This is a genomic window from Rossellomorea sp. ABR4_012 (assembly GCF_056159545.1).
In genome coordinates, this window is the sequence record NZ_JBSWVK010000001.1 from 1,386,193 (window position 1) to 1,403,323 (window position 17,131).

A 17,131-nucleotide genomic window follows, 5' to 3' on the forward strand; every position below is an offset into this window, starting at 1 on the left:
GTTAATACATAAAACGGTTCATGAATCGAAGCTGATCGAATCTCTGGATCGACTCGGAATCGACCCTTTTTCCGATTCTCGCCATCAGGCAGTTGGCTGGATGGGAGCTGATTTCAGGATCGTCCGTCGCGTAATATTCCAGACCGCCGGCATTCATCATTTTCTCCATGATTTTGCGGTACTCCCAAACATTCAGCCCTGTCCCTTTCAAGTCCCAGTGCCAGTAATATTCGGTTGTAATGACGATGAAGTCTTCCATATTGTCATCCATCATTGATACTTTTAAAAGGTGTTTTCCGACCGATGCCCCCCGATACTTCGGAATGACTTCAATCGCACCAAGCTCGATCAGATTCTCCATTTTCCCTTGAGACCACCGTTCAAGCGGATCAGGGTATAGATATGTAACATAGCCTACAATCGTATGGTTATCCCTAGCGATAATAATTCTTCCTTCAGGCAACCCTGCAATCTCTACAAGCGCTTTATGCTGCTGTGCAGGAGGTCTGAAAGCGATCAAATCTTCATGAAAGTCAAGACGTGCCAGTTCCTCTGCATGAATAGGCCCTTCAATGATCAAATTTCCTTTTGTTGTCTTTAACTCAGTTGCATTATAGGTTTTCTTCAATTTCATCTGGACACCACCTAAAGATATTCCTCTCAATCTATTATACATGAAATAGAAAAAAGTAGAGCGCTTTCACGAAATTTTCAGACGTTTGAAATAAATTTTTGTCTGATTAACATTATTGTGAAATACCTATAAATCAATGATTTAAATGGGATCAACCCTATATACTATGAGGATAAACGATACAACTGATTTTTTAAAAAATTGAGAAAATATAATTTATATACTATAATAAGGTTGTAAATTCTTACATAAGGGGGATTCGGTATATGAAAGTGGAAGCGTTACCAGTCACGAAGGGGAACTATAATCTGGAAAGCTATGAAAATACGTATGATTCTTTTGATTGGAAGGAAGTTGAAAAAGAATTTTCATGGCATGAGACAGGACGGGTGAATTTAGCGTATGAAGCGATTGACCGTCATGCTGAATCATTCAGGAAAAATAAAGTTGCCCTCTATTATCGGGATCCTGAACGTGATGAGAAATATACGTTCACTGATATGAAGAAATTATCTAATAAAGCAGGAAACGTCTTGAAACAATACGGTGATGTGGAAAAAGGCGACCGTGTGTTCATCTTTATGCCAAGATCTCCGGAGCTGTATTTTTCCGTCCTTGGAGCTGTGAAACTGGGCGCTATTGTCGGTCCTTTATTCGAAGCGTTCATGGAAGGCGCAGTAAGGGACCGCCTGGAGGACAGCGAAGCAAAGGTGCTAATCACGACTCCTGAACTTCTGGACCGTGTTCCTGTAAGTGAACTGCCTCATCTTAAACATGTATTCCTGATCGGGGACAATGTGCAGGAAGACGATGTCCATGTTGATTTCAATGCGAAATTCAAAGAAGCAAGTGACAAGCTGGCTATCGAGTGGGTGGACCGAAATGATGGTCTGATCCTGCATTATACTTCCGGCTCTACAGGAAAGCCTAAGGGAGTGCTGCATGTTCACAATGCGATGCTTCAGCACTACCAAACGTCTAAATGGGTGCTGGATTTGCAGGAAGAGGATGTGTATTGGTGTACGGCAGACCCGGGCTGGGTAACAGGAACTTCATACGGAATCTTCGGCCCATGGCTGACAGGTACCTCAAATGTGATTGTAGGAGGTCGCTTTAAACCTGAAAATTGGTATAAAACAATTGAAGATTTCGGAGTGACTGTATGGTACAGTGCCCCGACCGCTTTCAGGATGCTGATGGGTGCCGGCGATGAGGTCGTTAAACAGTTCGACCTAAGTTCGCTTCGTCATATCCTTAGCGTGGGAGAGCCGCTTAACCCTGAAGTGGTGCGCTGGGGAATGAAGGTCTTCAACCTGCGCATCCATGATACGTGGTGGATGACTGAAACAGGGGGTCAGTTAATCTGTAATTATCCTTGTTTGGAAATCAAGCCGGGATCGATGGGTAAACCTTTCCCTGGAGTTAAAGCCGCGATTGTAGATGACCAGGGGAATGAGCTTCCTCCGAACCGCATGGGGAACCTGGCAATTAAAAAAGGCTGGCCGTCCATGATGAACCAGATCTGGAACAACCCGCAAAAATATGAATCATACTTCATGCCGGGTGATTGGTATGTATCGGGAGATTCTGCTTATATGGACGAAGAGGGCTACTTCTGGTTCCAGGGCCGAGTGGATGATGTCATCATGACATCCGGAGAACGTGTCGGTCCGTTCGAGGTGGAGAGTAAGCTTGTTGAGCACCCTGCAGTCGCTGAAGCCGGTGTCATCGGTAAGCCTGATCCTGTACGCGGTGAAATCATCAAGGCCTTCATCGCACTCCGTGACGGCTATGAAGTGACAGATGAGCTGAAAGAAGAGATCCGCCAGTTTGTCAAAAAAGGATTGGCAGCACATGCTGCTCCACGTGAAATCGAATTCCGTGAAAAACTTCCTAAAACACGAAGCGGTAAGATCATGCGCCGTGTCTTGAAAGCATGGGAGCTGGACTTGCCTACTGGTGATTTGAGCACGATGGAAGATTAATCGTTTGTTAGAAAACCCCCGCTTGTTGTTTGAAGCGGGGGTTTTTTTGCATCACTTTTCCAAAAAAAACGAGCACAGAATCAAATCTGTGCTCGTTTTCCATTTGTTATTCTGCACCTTCTTCAGGCGGTTTAGGATCTGTTGGCTCATCATCACCCGGAGGCTCAGGTGTGGTGCCGCCGTCAGTTGGAGGAGGTTCAGGTTTATCAGGCTCGGGAGGCTTTGGATCTGTCGGTTTATCCCCTCCTGGAGGCTTAGGCTCAGGTTTTGGCTTTTCAGGCTTAGGTTCTGCCTTTCCGACTTGAACCGTGTTGGAAGGAGACGATTCTTTACCGGCCACATCGACTGCCTTGACGAAATATTCTCCGTTACCCACTGAAACTGAATAGTTATCACCTGATTTGACGCTTCCTACTTTACTTCCGGATTTAGAATATACACGGTAACCGACGACATCCCCGCTTCCGGAAGAAGTCCATGTAATCTTATTTCCGTTCACTGAAGCTTTCACCGTACCTGGTGCAGCTCCATCATCTGAAATTTTATTCTCTGCAATCAGAACATTTTTGAAACGCTCATCTTCCTGAGGAATCAGTTTTGAAGCATCCCCAGGCACTTTACCGAATACATTTTTCACAAAATCAGGGTTTAGGATAACCCCTGGCTGTGAAAACTCTTCCGGTGTATTAGGAAGGGCCAGATATTTCTTTCCGTTGACCATCACGTAACGGCTCATCAGTAAGCTGTCATCCGTTTTGGTCGGTACAAATTTGGCATTGAACAAATCACTCTTGACCAATCCGGCTTTCGTACATGCTTCTGAAGGAAGCAGTCCGGAGATGGAACAGAATGAACGTCGTACGATTCCGCCCGGTTCTTTAAAGGAGCCTTCGGGATCGATCAGGCTTGGTGCAAGGTCTCTTGTATCATTCAGCAGGAAGGACCATAAACGAATGTTTCTTAGTCCGTAATGTCCATACTGCGCGCGGGATGCTGCCGTATTTAAATCTGAAGGTGTATCATACCCAAACCAGGTACCAAAGGTGATGCTCGGGTTGGAAGCGACAAACCAATGATCTTTATAGTCTTGGGAAGTACCTGATTTTCCTGCCCAATCCGATGAAAAGTTCAGGAATCTTTTCGCGTAGCGGCCAGTTCCAAGGGAATGGTCGAGCGTATCTCTCATCATATCGATCGTCAGGTAAGCAGTCTGAGGACTGTATACATCCACAGCTTCTGATTTATGCTCAAATACGATGTTTCCATCTTGATCGACGATCTTATCGATCATATAGGCGTCGACAAACTTTCCTCCATTGGCGAACGTTGCATAAGCATTGACGTTTTCTTCGACCGTCACACCATCTGTGGTGGCTCCGAGTGCAAGGGACAAGTTGTTATCAACCCGGCCCAATCTAGCAAAATCCATCTTCATCAGGAACTCATTGAATGGATTGCGGTCATATATGTTTGCATACGTTCTGACCGCCGTCAGGTTCAAGGACTCTGCAAGTGCATGTCTTGCAGGGAATAGTCCCCGCTCTCTCAATGAGTAGTTTTCCGGTGTCCAACCATTAATATTGACTCCGACATCAGGCAGGGGAGATCCCGGTGAAATATAGCCATACTCCAATGCCGGTGCATAAGCAAGCAGTGGCTTCATTGTCGAACCGTTAGAGCGGTAGGAAGAAGTTGCGTGATTCAACTGCTCAATTTTAAAATCACGGCCCCCGATGAAGCTTATGATTCTTCCAGTCTTGTTCTCTATCATGATGGCCCCGACTTGCACGGGTTCCTCAACTTGGACTTCTTCACCCGTTTCAGGATCGGTTGTTGTGACCGTTTTTGATGGACCGTACATGCTGTATGCATTTTTTGTCTTTTGCATTTGGTCATAGATTTTTTTATCGATGGTTGAATGGATTTCATACCCGCTTTGACGGACATTGCGGTCAGCCAGTGTGTGGTATTTCTCTTCCAATTCATCATTATTTTCAAGATCCTGCTTTGAATAGCCGTCTCTCTCGGCAAGAACCTCCGTCATGATGTCGATGGCCCTGCTTTCAAGTTCGGCTGTCAGCCAAGGATACTTTTCATTTGGAGAAGCTTTCGGTTCTATGAAATCCTTTGTTAAATCATATGCGACTGCGTCTTCATATTCCTTGTCGGTAATGTAACCTTCTCTATGCATACGATAGAGAACGGTGTTTTTACGTGACATACCCGGCTCCAGGTTCTCTTTGAGTTCTCCATTATTCAAGAATGGTGTGTAACTGAATGGAGCCTGAGGCAATCCGGCTATGAATGCTGACTGTGGAAGGGTCAGGTCTTTTGCATCCACACCAAAAATTCCCTGTGCGGCAGATTGGACTCCGCCGATATTACGGCCTGATGAATTTCTTCCCAATGTTGCAACATTGAGATAGGCTTCGAGGATTTCGTCCTTTTCAAAGAATCTTTCCAGTCGCAGGGCGAGAAGGATTTCCTTAGCTTTTCTTTCGAAGGATACTTCATTTGTCAGGATCTGGTTTTTGATGAGCTGCTGTGTGAGCGTGCTTCCACCAGATTGAGTGGAAGCATTGGTGAATTCCTGCAATACTGCACGCATAATCGCTTTTGGAACCACTCCATTATGCTCTTTGAAATACTCATCTTCAGTGGCGATGACAGCATTTCGCAGATGCTCAGAAACATTCTCAAGTTTCACTTCTTCTCGTTCAAGGTCCGTCCTTAATTTTCCGAGATAGACATCATCAGCGAAATAAAGCTGCGAGGTTTCTTCATAATTGTAGATATCCTTTTTCATTTGGTCGTAAGAACGAACCGGTTCTTCCTTGACGAGCGATGCGAAATAACCGGCACCCACACCACCGGCGAATGCCGTCCCGAGTACCAATACAACAAGGGTGATCAGTGCAAGGTTCCAAAATACTCCGTATGTAATTCTTGCTCGTTTTTGAACTTTGGTATTTGTAAAGAACCTGATGGCAGGATCTAATTTTTCAAGTAATTTGTTCCACGTTTCTCTCATATTTTCATTCCCCCTAGAACATTCCTATTATAGCATATCCGAGAGAACACTGTCGTAAAAAGTCATATAAAAAAGGTATTTTGACATAAAAAAATCTTGACTTTATTGACTAAAATCGTGCATTATGGTAAAAACCTAATATAGATTAGTATTGATTTTTCAATTCATTTGACATAAAAACCTTACCGCAATGAGAGGATCAAGTAGTTTGCATTCCCTGTTACCCAGAGAGTCAGTGGCCGCTGAAAACTGACACAAAATGCAGATGAATTACATCCTGGAGCTTTTGCTGTGAACTCATAGTAGCAGCAAACGGTGAAAGCCGTTATCTTTTTTGAGTGAAGGATGTATTTTCCTTAATTTGGGTGGTACCGCGCGACAGCGTCCCTGCATTTATGCAGGGACTTTTTTGTTTTTATGCGTGTGTGTTAAATGGATTGAAGAGAAGAAGGAGGAAGATTGGACATGGAATTATTGAAGGATTTAGAGTGGCGTGGAATTACGTACCAGCAAACAGACGCTGAAGGGTTGATGAACCTTTTAGATAAAGAAAGCATTTCCATTTACTGCGGAATCGATCCGACGGCAGACAGTATGCACATCGGTCACTTACTGCCATTTTTAACTCTTCGCCGCTTTCAGAATGAAGGGCACCGTCCGCTGGTTTTAGTCGGAGGGGCGACTGGTTTGATCGGTGATCCAAGCGGTAAAAACGAAGAGCGTAAACTTCAGACAATCGATGCAATCCGGCACAATGCAGCAAGTATCAAAAATCAGCTGGAAAGCATTTTCGATTTCGAAGGGGAAAACGGAGCGGTCATGGTGAATAACTACGACTGGATCGGCGCGATGGATGTCGTGACATTCCTGAGAGACTTCGGTAAGCATGTCGGTGTCAACTACATGCTGGCAAAAGATACAATCTCATCCCGCCTGGAATCGGGGATCTCATTCACTGAGTTCACATACACGATTCTTCAGGCGCTTGATTTTAATCACTTATACGACAACTACAATTGTAAGCTTCAGATCGGCGGAAGCGACCAATGGGGGAATATCACTACCGGTCTTGAGCTGATCCGCAGAACTCATGAAGAAGAAACAAAAGCATTCGGCTTTACGATTCCGCTTGTAACGAAAGCAGATGGTACGAAATTTGGTAAAACGGAGAGCGGAGCGATCTGGCTTGATCCGGAAAAAACGTCTCCATACGAGTTCTACCAGTTCTGGATCAACACAGCTGATGCGGATGTCGTGAAATACCTGAAATACTTTACATTCCTGTCTCATGAAGAGATCGAGGCACTTACTCAGTCGGTAGAGACGGAACCGCATTTACGTAAAGCACAAAAAGCACTTGCCGAGGAAATGACAAAAATGATCCACGGTGAAGAAGCGTTGGAACAGGCAATCCGTATTACCGCAGCACTATTCAGCGGAGACATCAAGTCATTATCTGCATCTGAAATCCTGGAAGGTTTCAAGGATGTGCCGTCATTCGAACAGCCTAAAGGAGACGCGATCGGTCTTGTTGATTTGATCGTGAGTGCGAAAATTTCACCTTCGAAACGCCAGGCGCGTGAAGACGTAGGAAACGGCGCCATCTACATCAACGGAGAACGTGTGACAGATCTACAGCATGTGATCGATGAGAAGGATATGATCGAAGGACAGTTCACGATCATCCGCCGAGGGAAGAAGAAGTACTTTAAGATTCAGTACGTGTAAGAAATGTTTGGTTGGGAGGACAGCGTAATCTCGAGTTTGGAGATTGCGCTGTTTTTTGTATGAATTCGGATGGAGGCAGGCAGATTTTAGATGATTTTGATTGAGGGAAGCTTGATTTTATTTGAAAGGGAGAGTTAACACAGGAGAAATGGGTCCGGAATGGGAGAATATAACTATATTCATATTTATTGCGCCGGATTCTGAATAATTGCGCCTCTTTCAAGATAATTAAGCCTCTTTCAAGATAATTAAGCCACTTTTAAAATTATTGCGCCACTTATTTCATAATTGAGCAACTTGTCGGATTTTCTTTATTGCCTGGATCCTAACCTTATCCAACTTGTCGAATTTTGATTTTTAAGTTGATCTTAACCCCTATCCCAAAACCGAAATTCCTGAAAGATGCGGATCCTCTTGCCAAAATAACAAAAAAACCCTGCCCAATAGGACAGAGTTTCTTCTTCACAAAGATTAACGAGAGTAGAACTCAACGATAAGAGCTTCGTTAATTTCAGCTGGTAATTCAGAACGCTCAGGAACGCGAGTGAAAGTACCTTCAAGTTTGTCAGCATCGAAAGTTAAGAACTCAGGAACAAAGCTGTTCACTTCAAGAGCTTCTTTGATGATGTCAAAGTTGCGTGACTTTTCACGAACTGAGATTGTTTGTCCAGGTTGTACGCGGAAAGATGGGATATCTACGCGAGATCCATTAACCGTTACGTGACCGTGGTTAACAAGCTGACGAGCTTGACGGCGAGTACGCGCTAAACCTAAACGATAAACAACGTTATCAAGACGAGACTCAAGTAAAGCCATGAAGTTTTCACCGTGTTTACCTTGTAATTTGCCAGCTTGGTCAAATAGGTTACGGAATTGACGTTCAGTTACTCCGTACATGTGACGAAGTTTTTGCTTCTCTTGAAGTTGTAAACCGTATTCAGAGATTTTTTTGCGTTGGTTAGGACCATGAGGACCTGGAGCGTAAGGACGCTTTTCTAATTCTTTACCCGTACCGCTTAGAGAGATTCCAAGACGACGAGATAATTTCCAACTTGGACCAGTATAACGAGCCATGAGAGACTCCTCCTTTATTGTTTTTATTTTGTTGTAAAATAAAAACACCTGTGAATTAACAATTATGTGTATTTTGTTTTCATGTACCTTCGCCCTAGCAGCAGAGGGTTACAAGATACACCTCAGTACAGAGGAACAAAATACGGACATAAAGGACTTCACTGAAGCTGCATTATTTTACACAAAGAACATTATATGACGTAGAAGAATATAAGTCAAGGAAGTATTTTAGATTCGTATAGTAAGACTAGATGATCCAGTATAGAAAAATACTTTTTCTTTATTAGGAATTTAAAACTTATCATTACCTTCTTCCGTCTAATATAGTGTTGCTTGTCATCAGTCTAATGTCCATGATCATACATTGCAAATAAAAATTGGCGGTTAGAACAATTGGGAATATTTACATAGTGCTGAACTGCAATTACCAATTCTCTACCTAAATATTGCAAAAATTTTCAGTCATACGGTTCTTCGTATGTTATAATAAAGAGTGGTAAATAAGTTAGTCAGGTGAATGCTTTTGAAAGAAACAAAGCGTGAAAAATACATACGATTTATACTGATTGCTTCATGTTTGCTTGTCGTGGCAATCGGTTTTGTATATTCTGCATCCTCCCGGGAGGTGGAATATAGTGAGGAACCATTTGTTTCCGCGCAGGTCCTCAAGAAACAGGATGGTGAACAAAACGCCGTTGCAGCAGTTGCTAAAATGTCCGGTGATCAGCCGGTTCTTGTATTATATGAAATAGAAAAAGAAGATAAGTTCCATTTTAACGTGCTTCACAGCGCAGCAATGAAGGAACATATCGAGGAAATGAAAATCCATGGTGACGGGGATGGCCTATGGGTAAAAATCAAGAAAGATGAATGGGTCCTTTTTTCAAATGGTTTAGAAGTGCTGACTAGAACAGAGCAGCCTGAAAATGGTCATTCAACTCGTCAATCATTTCGTTATGAGAAAAGCAATCATAAAGCCAGTGTGGCGATTAATCAACAAAAAATTGAATTACAACTGTTAAAAGAAACAAAGCCATTGGAAATACATCCGCTGTCCGCTGATGACTCTTTATGGCTCATCGTATATGAGGACGAACTGGTCCTTGCGAAATCTCATTAATCTTAGATTCACAAACCTTTTAAGGTACGGGTGAGGAAATGACCATTCTAACTGATAAATTACATGCTTATAAATCTAAATTATTCGATTTGATTCATGATGATATGTCTGACGGGCTGCAATCAAAATATGTTGATAACTGGCTCGAGTTGTTAAAGGAATGCCTGGGGATTGAAACAGCTTTCCTATATAAAAACAGAAAGGAGGGATTCTGCCTGCTTCAAAGCACCGAAGAGGGGGAGGTTCCTCTGGTACTGAGTGAGGGCTGCATAGGGAGATGTTTTGAAGGCGCTTCATATTTTGTCATGAACTGCAGTGATTCTGTTTTCCATTCAGGCTTCCGGTTTCAAACGGATGCCGAAGAGACGTACGTGTTGTTAATCCAAGGACAGGATGCAATGGAAACAGCTGAACCGGAATGGCTTTCTTCTTTCTGGAAAGCGAACGATCAGTTCCTGAAACATGCATCCAAGGTACAGAATGTGTATGAAGAAGAAAGGCGTTACCGGGAATTGTTTAAGGTAACGGAAGTTTTTCATTCCAACAGGGATGTACAGACGTTATTGGTGCAGATTATCGAGACGCTGTGCGAGGTTTTTCCGCAGGATACGTTCCAAATCCTTCTATCGAATGACCGATATGACTTCGGCTCTCTTCCGATTAAATGCTTTGATTTTGATAAGGCTAATCCTTTTGCCATGCAGGCTTTTGTAAATGGGAATATTGAGCTGGATGAAGAAACCATGCTTTATGCCCCATTGAGAGGGAAACAGGGGATTTATGGCGTTTTGGAAGTGGGAACAGCGTCTCATATGCTGTTTACTGAACAAAAAATCGAGTTTATCAAATTACTTGCTTATACAGCAGGAAGTGCGCTGGAGAATGCCAAACTGTATGAACAGTCGAAAAGGCTGATCAGTGATTTACAGCTCATCAATGAAACCTCCCATCAGCTGAATTTGGAGTCCCGATTATCCGATACCCTATTATTTTTGAAGAAACAGATACAGCGGTCATTTCATCCCAGCGCAATCGGATTCGTATTAAATGAAAAGAATGAACCAGTGATTCTGGAGCAGAGCTCTTCCGTGTTTTTTACAGATGAAGGACAGAAATACATTTCCTATGTAAAAGAACGGATCAAAAAGGAGCGGGATTCAATCTTTCTCGGAGACGTCAGTGACCGGATTGCTGCACCTGATTATTTATCTCTTATGGCTGTGCCAATGACCCAAAATGAAACACTGATTGGTTTCTGTGTCGTCCTACATATAGAGGCGTATATGTTTTCGTTTGATATGTACAAGCTCCTGCAGTCGTTTATTCATCATTCAGCCCTTGCGATCACGAATGCGACACTTAGAGAAGAGCTCGAGCATCTGGTCATCACCGATCATATGACGAAATTGTATGCCCGGCATTATCTTGATGAAAAAATGGAAACGGCGATGAAAGAAGATGAACTCGGCACGCTGCTGCTGATCGACATCGATGACTTTAAAGCGGTGAATGATAATTATGGCCATCAAATAGGGGATGAAGTCCTGATCCAGGTAGCCAGCCTCCTTAAGGTTCATGTAGCCGAGGATGGGTTAGCCGCGCGCTGGGGTGGAGAAGAAATGGCTGTTTATCTGCCCCGTTTTGAACGAAAGGATGCACTCATCATTGCTGAAGCCATTGTGGAAGAGATCGCCTGTAAAACACAGCCAAGGGTAACGCTCTCTTGCGGGCTTTCATCATGGGGGAAATCTGACAGCGCCGGCCCTGAATCAGTAAAGGAATTAGTTAAGAAAGCGGATGAAGCTCTATATATTGCAAAAAATCATGGGAAGAATCAAGTGGTGGAAGATCTGGATACACGTCTTCTAATAAAATAATCCCATAGGAATCCGGCGGCTTTTAGAGCTGCCGTTTTTTTGTGTGTCAATTTTAAAGAAGTAGTTCCTCTGACACCTATTTTTGAGATGAATCCTTTAACACTTTAATGTAAACGCTTTCTTTTTTAGTGGGATTATCATATTCTAGAATAGAAGAATAACAGAACTTAGAGGGAACATAGTGGGAGGAATACTTGATGAAAGATGAGAAACATTTTGAAACACGTGTGATTCATGAGGGGTATAAATCTTCTCAGCATTTTGATAGTTTAGCACCCCCTTTATATCAAACTTCAACCTATACTTTTGCCAATGCGAAGCAGGGAGAAAATCGCTTTTCAGGTGAAGAAGAAGGATATATCTATTCTAGGCTCGGCAATCCGACGGTAGGCATTTTAGAAGAAAGAATGGCATCTCTTGAAGGGGGAGAGGCGGCCCTTGCTTTCGGTTCCGGGATGGCTGCCGTTTCAGCGGTCCTTTTTTCATTGACCAAAGCAGGAGATCATATCCTTTGTTCTCAAGGAGTATACGGCTGTACGTTCGGCCTGCTCGAATTAATGAACGAGAAGTTTGCGATTCAGCATGATTTTTCTGCAATGGACACAGAAGAAGAAATCAGGGCAAAAATCAAAGACAATACAACATGCATTTATGTTGAAACACCGATCAATCCGACAATGCAATTGATAGATTTAGAGATGGTTGCCAGGATAGCCCACGAAAAGAGGATCCCTGTGGTTGTAGACAATACCTTCTGTTCTCCTTACTTGCAAAGGCCTCTGGAACTCGGCTGTGACATTGTGATCCATAGTGCGACGAAATACATCGGCGGACACGGTGATGTCATTGCAGGAATTGTGGTCGGTTCACAAGAGAAGATGGCTGAAATCAGAATGACGACACAAAAGGATATCGGCGGAATTATTTCTCCATTTGATGCCTGGTTATTATTAAGAGGATTAAAGACCCTGGCTGTGCGTCTGGATCGTCACTGTGAAAGTGCCGACAAGATTGCAGGTCTATTAGCAACACATCCTGCTGTGGAACAGGTCATTTATCCCGGGAGATCGGATCATCCCCAGCATGAAATCATGAAGAAGCAGATGAAAAAGCCCGGCGGCATGATTTCTTTTACCATTAAAGGATCGAAGGAAGATGCCCAAAGGTTCATGGATGATTTGCATATGATTAAGATCGCCGTCAGTCTGGGGGACGCAGAGACATTGATTCAGCACCCCGCTACGATGACACATGCAGTCGTTCCAGAAGAAGCGAGACAGAAGATGGGTATCACTGATACACTTCTCAGGCTTTCTGTCGGTCTTGAATCGTCAGAAGATATTTGGGATGATCTTGAACAGGCATTGAATAAAGTGAAGTTTCCAAGTGATGTGATGTAAAGTAAAATAAAAAAGAAGCGTGCAGGATTTAAATTCTGCACGCTTTTTTTTGTATTATAGGTGTTTCAGCAGCTCCTCGGTAAATGCTTCTAAATATTTCTGATCTTCTTCATCAAAACGGGCTTTTTCAGGGCTGTCGATGTCAAGTACCCCCAGAAGCTTTCCGTCTTTAACAAGTGGGATGACGATTTCGGATTGGGAGGCAGCGTCACATGCGATATGGCCTGGGAAGCTGTGGACGTCTTCAACGACAAGTGTTTTTCTTTCACTGGCGGAAGTACCGCAAACGCCTCGTCCCAATGGGATGCGGACACATGCAGGAAGACCCTGGAATGGCCCCAATACAAGCTGATCGGTTTCTTCTTCGTATAAATAAAATCCGACCCAATTGATTCGATCCAAAAATTGATTTAATAGCGCAGTGGCATTGCTTAAGTTAGCGATTTTATTCGGCTCACCTTCAAGCAGTGCACTAAGCTGCTTCGTTACAAGTCCGTAATTATCTTTTTTTGTTCCTTGATATTTTTCTGCTTGAAACATCATCATTTCCCCCAATTCTACAAAATCAGTGTGAATTCCTTGCAGTATCGCCTCTAGACAGGAAAAACTGTCGAGAAATACTTAAAGGAATTCTTCAGGTAAAAGCGAAATCATTGTTAAACACTATGTGAATACTCTATTAGAACATTTTTAGCATACTTTCAATGAAGCTTCAATAGATTCGATTTTTAACCGGTACATTACATTTTTGGGAAAACTTAAAAGAAGAGAAAAGAGGGAGAATATGAAAAAGGGACAAACCTCTACTTCGCCAAAGGAAGCCATTTTTCAAGCAGCCGTTTCATTGTTTTACGACCAAGGTTATGACGGGACCTCCGTGAGGGATATCGCCGGCAAGGCGAAAGTGAATCCAGCGACCATATCATACTATTTCAAAGGTAAACAGGGGCTGCTAGAGGCGTGCTTTACACATTTCTTCGAACAATACCTGCATTTCCTGCAAGAAGAAGTAGATGCACTCAAATACATCCGTGCAGATTTATGCCTGAAGCGTGCAGTATTCAAAATACTTAAATTCCAAAGTGAACATCATCAATTATCCCGCTTCATCTGGCGGGAGGTATCCATCGACTCGCAAATCGTAAGGGAAATCATTTCTTCCTATCTCATGAAAGAAAGGTTTTATATGAAATGTCTATTCGAGCAGGGGATGGTTGACAGGTCCTTTAAAAAACAACCGATCAGCTTCCTCGTCATTCAATTGAAATCGATGCTGACGATGCCATTTTTAAACAGCCAGCACTTGAGGGAAGTATGGCAGATGTTTCCACAGGAATATTATTTTGTCGATCAGTATTATCAGAATATCGATCAATGGATCAACCTGCTGCTGTCTCAGGAAGATTCAACGGATTTCAAGAAGGAACTCATCATTTGAATAACGAAAAAAAGAGATTGTCCAAACAAAGGGCAATCTCTTTTTGCTGTCTTACAGCTTCATGGCATGTCTTCCCTGATCGATGCCGCTTGCAGTATGGGCATCGGATCCATATACGGTCTTGATGCCGAGCGAACGAGCGCGCTCGATGATTTCCTTCGGAGGGTATGACTCCCCGCAGTGAGGTTTGATGACTCCTGCCCCGTTATAATCGAGTTCGAATCCTCGCAGTGCCACGGACTCAAGAATTTGATGGACTTCTTCAGTGAATGGCTTTGAGGCAGGATAAAGCTTTTGAAATTTTTTGACGAGCGTGATATGTCCGATGCGTTTCGGTTTGAAAGCACCGAGATCGGCATCGATGGATTTCTTCACTGTTCTGTAATAATGAGCATAGACAGCGTCTACTGAACCATACCGATCGATCATGCTGTGAAAAACCTCAGGACTGAAATCAAGGCAGTCCCACTTATTTTTATAATGTAAGAAATGGACTGAAAGGATGCTGTCATCCAATCGGGAACCCCATCTATTCAATAAATCGGCCGTTTCTTTTTCAAATCCTTCAATATAATCGACTTCCAACCCGGAGCGGATTATAATCTGATGTCTGTATTTCTCTTTCAGTTCCTCTATAGTATCGAAGTATGATGGAACATCTTCTTCAGCCATCGCGCTGTCCTGATCTGGCGTTGTATCTTTAAAGCCGGCAGGAAGGGGGGCATGCTCGGTAAAGGTGAGGTGAGTATATTGAAGGGAGATGGCTCTTTCTATATATTGACGGAAGGAATCAGAACTTCCATGAGGGCAAAAAGGAGTATGAATATGTCCGTCGACCTTTTTCATCATAAAAACACCTCCTTCATCCAAATTCATCAACTTCTTGTATGAATATTTCACTATTTTTAGAGAAAACACTAAAATTTAACTTTTTACAGTTGAAAAAATAGAATTTTTTAGTCAAAAAATGTCGTTCTCATGGTATCATTATAACAATGAGTATTTATTAATGAAACTTTCAAATTCATATAGATGTCTACTGAATAGTTGAACAGGGGGCTTAAGATGCAATATGTCATCGCTGGAATCATACTAATCTTGATTTTATTCCTTATAGGAGTCTTATCCAGAAAAAAATATTATACGGAAATTGACCGGTACGAAGCGTGGAAGGTAGATATTATGAACCGGCCGATTCCTGAGGAACTGTCTAAAGTCAAACAGCTCAATATGACTGGTCAGACTGAACAGCTTTTCGAAGGCTGGAGACAGGGATGGGACGAAATCGTGGCTGTGCAGCTTCCTGATATTGAAGAATTGCTATTCGATGCAGAAGATTACACAGATAAGTTCCGTTTTAGGAAAACAAAAGAGACACTGTCTAAAATCGATGGGGTTCTTACCGACACTGAATCCAAGATCGACAAGATCCTTCAAGAGCTGAACGAATTGGTCGGCAGTGAAGAAAAGAACAGGGAAGAGATCGAACTTTTACAAGAAGAATATCGTGGCAGCAAGAAGCAGCTGCTTGCATATCGTCATACATATGGTCAGGCGGCTAAGAAAATAGAAGTTGTACTGGACACGCTCGCAAAAGAGATCGAACAATTTAACGAACTGACAGATCAGGGTAACTATCTGGATGCACGTGAAATCGTATTGAACCTGGGTCAGGAAATGAAATCGATCGCCTATAAGATGGAGAGCATTCCTAAGCTGACCGCAGACTGCGAGAATATTCTTCCTTCACAGTTATCTGAACTGGAAGCCGGTTATGCCGAAATGACAGAGCAAGGCTACATACTCGATCATGTAGAAGTAGAAAAAGAAGTGAAGGCATTAAACGAAACGCTTGCAGGGTTCACTGATCGTCTTCAGTCTTTAGAAGTCGAAGAAGTGGAGCAGGGATTGCAGGAAATCAAGAGTAAAGTTGAAATGCTTTATGATTTATTGGAAAAAGAAGTACATGCCAGACATTTTGTTCTTCAATACAAGGACGAGACGACCGAAGGATTGATAAAAGCAAAAGAAGAGAATGATGATATTCAGTATGAAGTGAATCTGGTGCAGCAAGGATACCATTTGCATGAAACCGATCTTAAGGCACCGCAGGAGCTTCATAAGAAAATCATTCAATTATCAAAGCGTCATGAATTGGTTATCAATAAAGTTGAAAGCAATCAGACTGCTTACTCAGCGCTGAGTGAAGAACTGAAGGAAATCAGAAACGCACTCGAGGTACTTAATGGGGAACAGACGGAATTTGCCATATTCCTGCAGAATTTAAGAAAAGATGAATTAACGACGCGTGAAAAAATTGCAGAGCTCAAGAAAAAGACGGCAGAAGCTAGCAGGATGATCGCTAAAAGCAATGTGCCGGGTCTGCCTGCTGATTATGATGACCTTCTGAATGAAGTTCACCGAAAGATCGAACAAGTGAACGCAAGCCTGACAGAAAAACCGTTAAATATGAAATTCATCCAGGAAACGCTGCTGGAAGCGGCCGATACAGTTGATCATTTCTTTAACAAGACACAAGAGCTGATCGAGAATGTCCTGCTTTCAGAGAAGATCATTCAGTACGGAAACCGCTACAGAAGCCGCTATCATTCTGTACGGGAAGGGCTTCAGGCGGCAGAAGAAGCCTTCAGGCAATATGACTACCGCAAAGCTCTTGAAGAAGCAGCCACCACGATTGAAAAAGTAGAGCCGGGTGCTCTGAAGAAAATAGAAAAGATGATTAACCTCGAAGAACATTAATCATGTAAGTCAGTATGCCTTTTGGTGTACTGGCTTTTGTTTGTTACTGGGAAAACTCTGATTGATCTTGATGATATAAAAATC

At 42.8% G+C, this 17,131-nt stretch carries 12 protein-coding genes and 1 other annotated feature; of the genes, 7 read left to right on the plus strand and 5 right to left on the minus strand.

The window, feature by feature from the left end:
- Position 1: 1 nt before the first annotated feature.
- Entirely contained in the window at positions 2 to 634 is a 633-nt protein-coding gene (locus ACXAFV_RS06785; RefSeq protein ID WP_475125305.1) for a GNAT family N-acetyltransferase, read from the minus strand.
- A gap of 266 nt (positions 635 to 900) precedes the next feature.
- Here ACXAFV_RS06785 and acsA point away from each other — a divergent pair, with 266 nt between their 5' ends.
- Positions 901 to 2,619, plus strand: a complete 1,719-nt coding sequence (acsA, locus tag ACXAFV_RS06790) for an acetate--CoA ligase (protein WP_475125307.1) — start codon at positions 901 to 903, stop codon at positions 2,617 to 2,619.
- A gap of 106 nt (positions 2,620 to 2,725) precedes the next feature.
- On the opposite strand, the gene ACXAFV_RS06795 is transcribed toward acsA, so the two are convergent.
- The gene (locus ACXAFV_RS06795; RefSeq protein WP_475125309.1) at positions 2,726 to 5,650 is read right to left on the minus strand and encodes a transglycosylase domain-containing protein; all 2,925 of its coding nucleotides are present in this window, start codon (positions 5,648 to 5,650) and stop codon (positions 2,726 to 2,728) included.
- A gap of 181 nt (positions 5,651 to 5,831) precedes the next feature.
- Positions 5,832 to 6,042: a binding site (T-box leader), on the plus strand.
- A 73-nt stretch (positions 6,043 to 6,115) separates the two neighbouring features.
- Between ACXAFV_RS06795 and tyrS the strand changes: the two genes are divergently transcribed.
- On the plus strand, positions 6,116 to 7,378 hold the full coding sequence (tyrS, locus tag ACXAFV_RS06800; RefSeq protein WP_475125311.1) for a tyrosine--tRNA ligase: 1,263 nt from the start codon (positions 6,116 to 6,118) through the stop codon (positions 7,376 to 7,378).
- Between the two features lie 471 nt (positions 7,379 to 7,849).
- Here the strand turns inward: tyrS and rpsD are convergent, their stop codons facing one another.
- Positions 7,850 to 8,452, minus strand: coding sequence for a 30S ribosomal protein S4 (rpsD, locus tag ACXAFV_RS06805; protein ID WP_475125313.1), 603 nt, complete (start codon positions 8,450 to 8,452; stop codon positions 7,850 to 7,852).
- A 523-nt stretch (positions 8,453 to 8,975) separates the two neighbouring features.
- On the opposite strand from rpsD, the gene ACXAFV_RS06810 reads away from it, so the two are divergent.
- The 3 genes from ACXAFV_RS06810 (at position 8,976) to megL (ending at position 12,849) form a co-directional block, all read left to right on the plus strand.
- Entirely contained in the window at positions 8,976 to 9,572 is a 597-nt protein-coding gene (locus tag ACXAFV_RS06810) for a hypothetical protein (protein ID WP_475125314.1), read from the plus strand.
- A 38-nt stretch (positions 9,573 to 9,610) separates the two neighbouring features.
- On the plus strand, positions 9,611 to 11,449 hold the full coding sequence (locus ACXAFV_RS06815; protein ID WP_475125316.1) for a sensor domain-containing diguanylate cyclase: 1,839 nt from the start codon (positions 9,611 to 9,613) through the stop codon (positions 11,447 to 11,449).
- A gap of 197 nt (positions 11,450 to 11,646) precedes the next feature.
- A complete protein-coding gene (gene megL / locus ACXAFV_RS06820) occupies positions 11,647 to 12,849 on the plus strand; it encodes a methionine gamma-lyase (protein WP_475125318.1) in 1,203 nt (400 codons plus the stop codon).
- A 54-nt stretch (positions 12,850 to 12,903) separates the two neighbouring features.
- Here the strand turns inward: megL and ACXAFV_RS06825 are convergent, their stop codons facing one another.
- Positions 12,904 to 13,389, minus strand: a complete 486-nt coding sequence (locus ACXAFV_RS06825; protein WP_475125320.1) for a GAF domain-containing protein — start codon at positions 13,387 to 13,389, stop codon at positions 12,904 to 12,906.
- 244 nt (positions 13,390 to 13,633) lie between these two features.
- On the opposite strand from ACXAFV_RS06825, the gene refZ reads away from it, so the two are divergent.
- A complete protein-coding gene (refZ, locus tag ACXAFV_RS06830) occupies positions 13,634 to 14,287 on the plus strand; it encodes a forespore capture DNA-binding protein RefZ (RefSeq protein ID WP_475125321.1) in 654 nt (217 codons plus the stop codon).
- A 51-nt stretch (positions 14,288 to 14,338) separates the two neighbouring features.
- On the opposite strand, the gene hisJ is transcribed toward refZ, so the two are convergent.
- Positions 14,339 to 15,136 carry a histidinol-phosphatase HisJ gene (gene hisJ / locus ACXAFV_RS06835; RefSeq protein WP_475125323.1) on the minus strand — a complete coding sequence of 266 codons (798 nt, stop codon included), beginning with the start codon at positions 15,134 to 15,136 and terminating at the stop codon, positions 14,339 to 14,341.
- A gap of 216 nt (positions 15,137 to 15,352) precedes the next feature.
- On the opposite strand from hisJ, the gene ezrA reads away from it, so the two are divergent.
- Positions 15,353 to 17,047, plus strand: coding sequence for a septation ring formation regulator EzrA (gene ezrA / locus ACXAFV_RS06840; protein ID WP_475125324.1), 1,695 nt, complete (start codon positions 15,353 to 15,355; stop codon positions 17,045 to 17,047).
- The last annotated feature ends 84 nt before the right edge of the window (positions 17,048 to 17,131 follow it).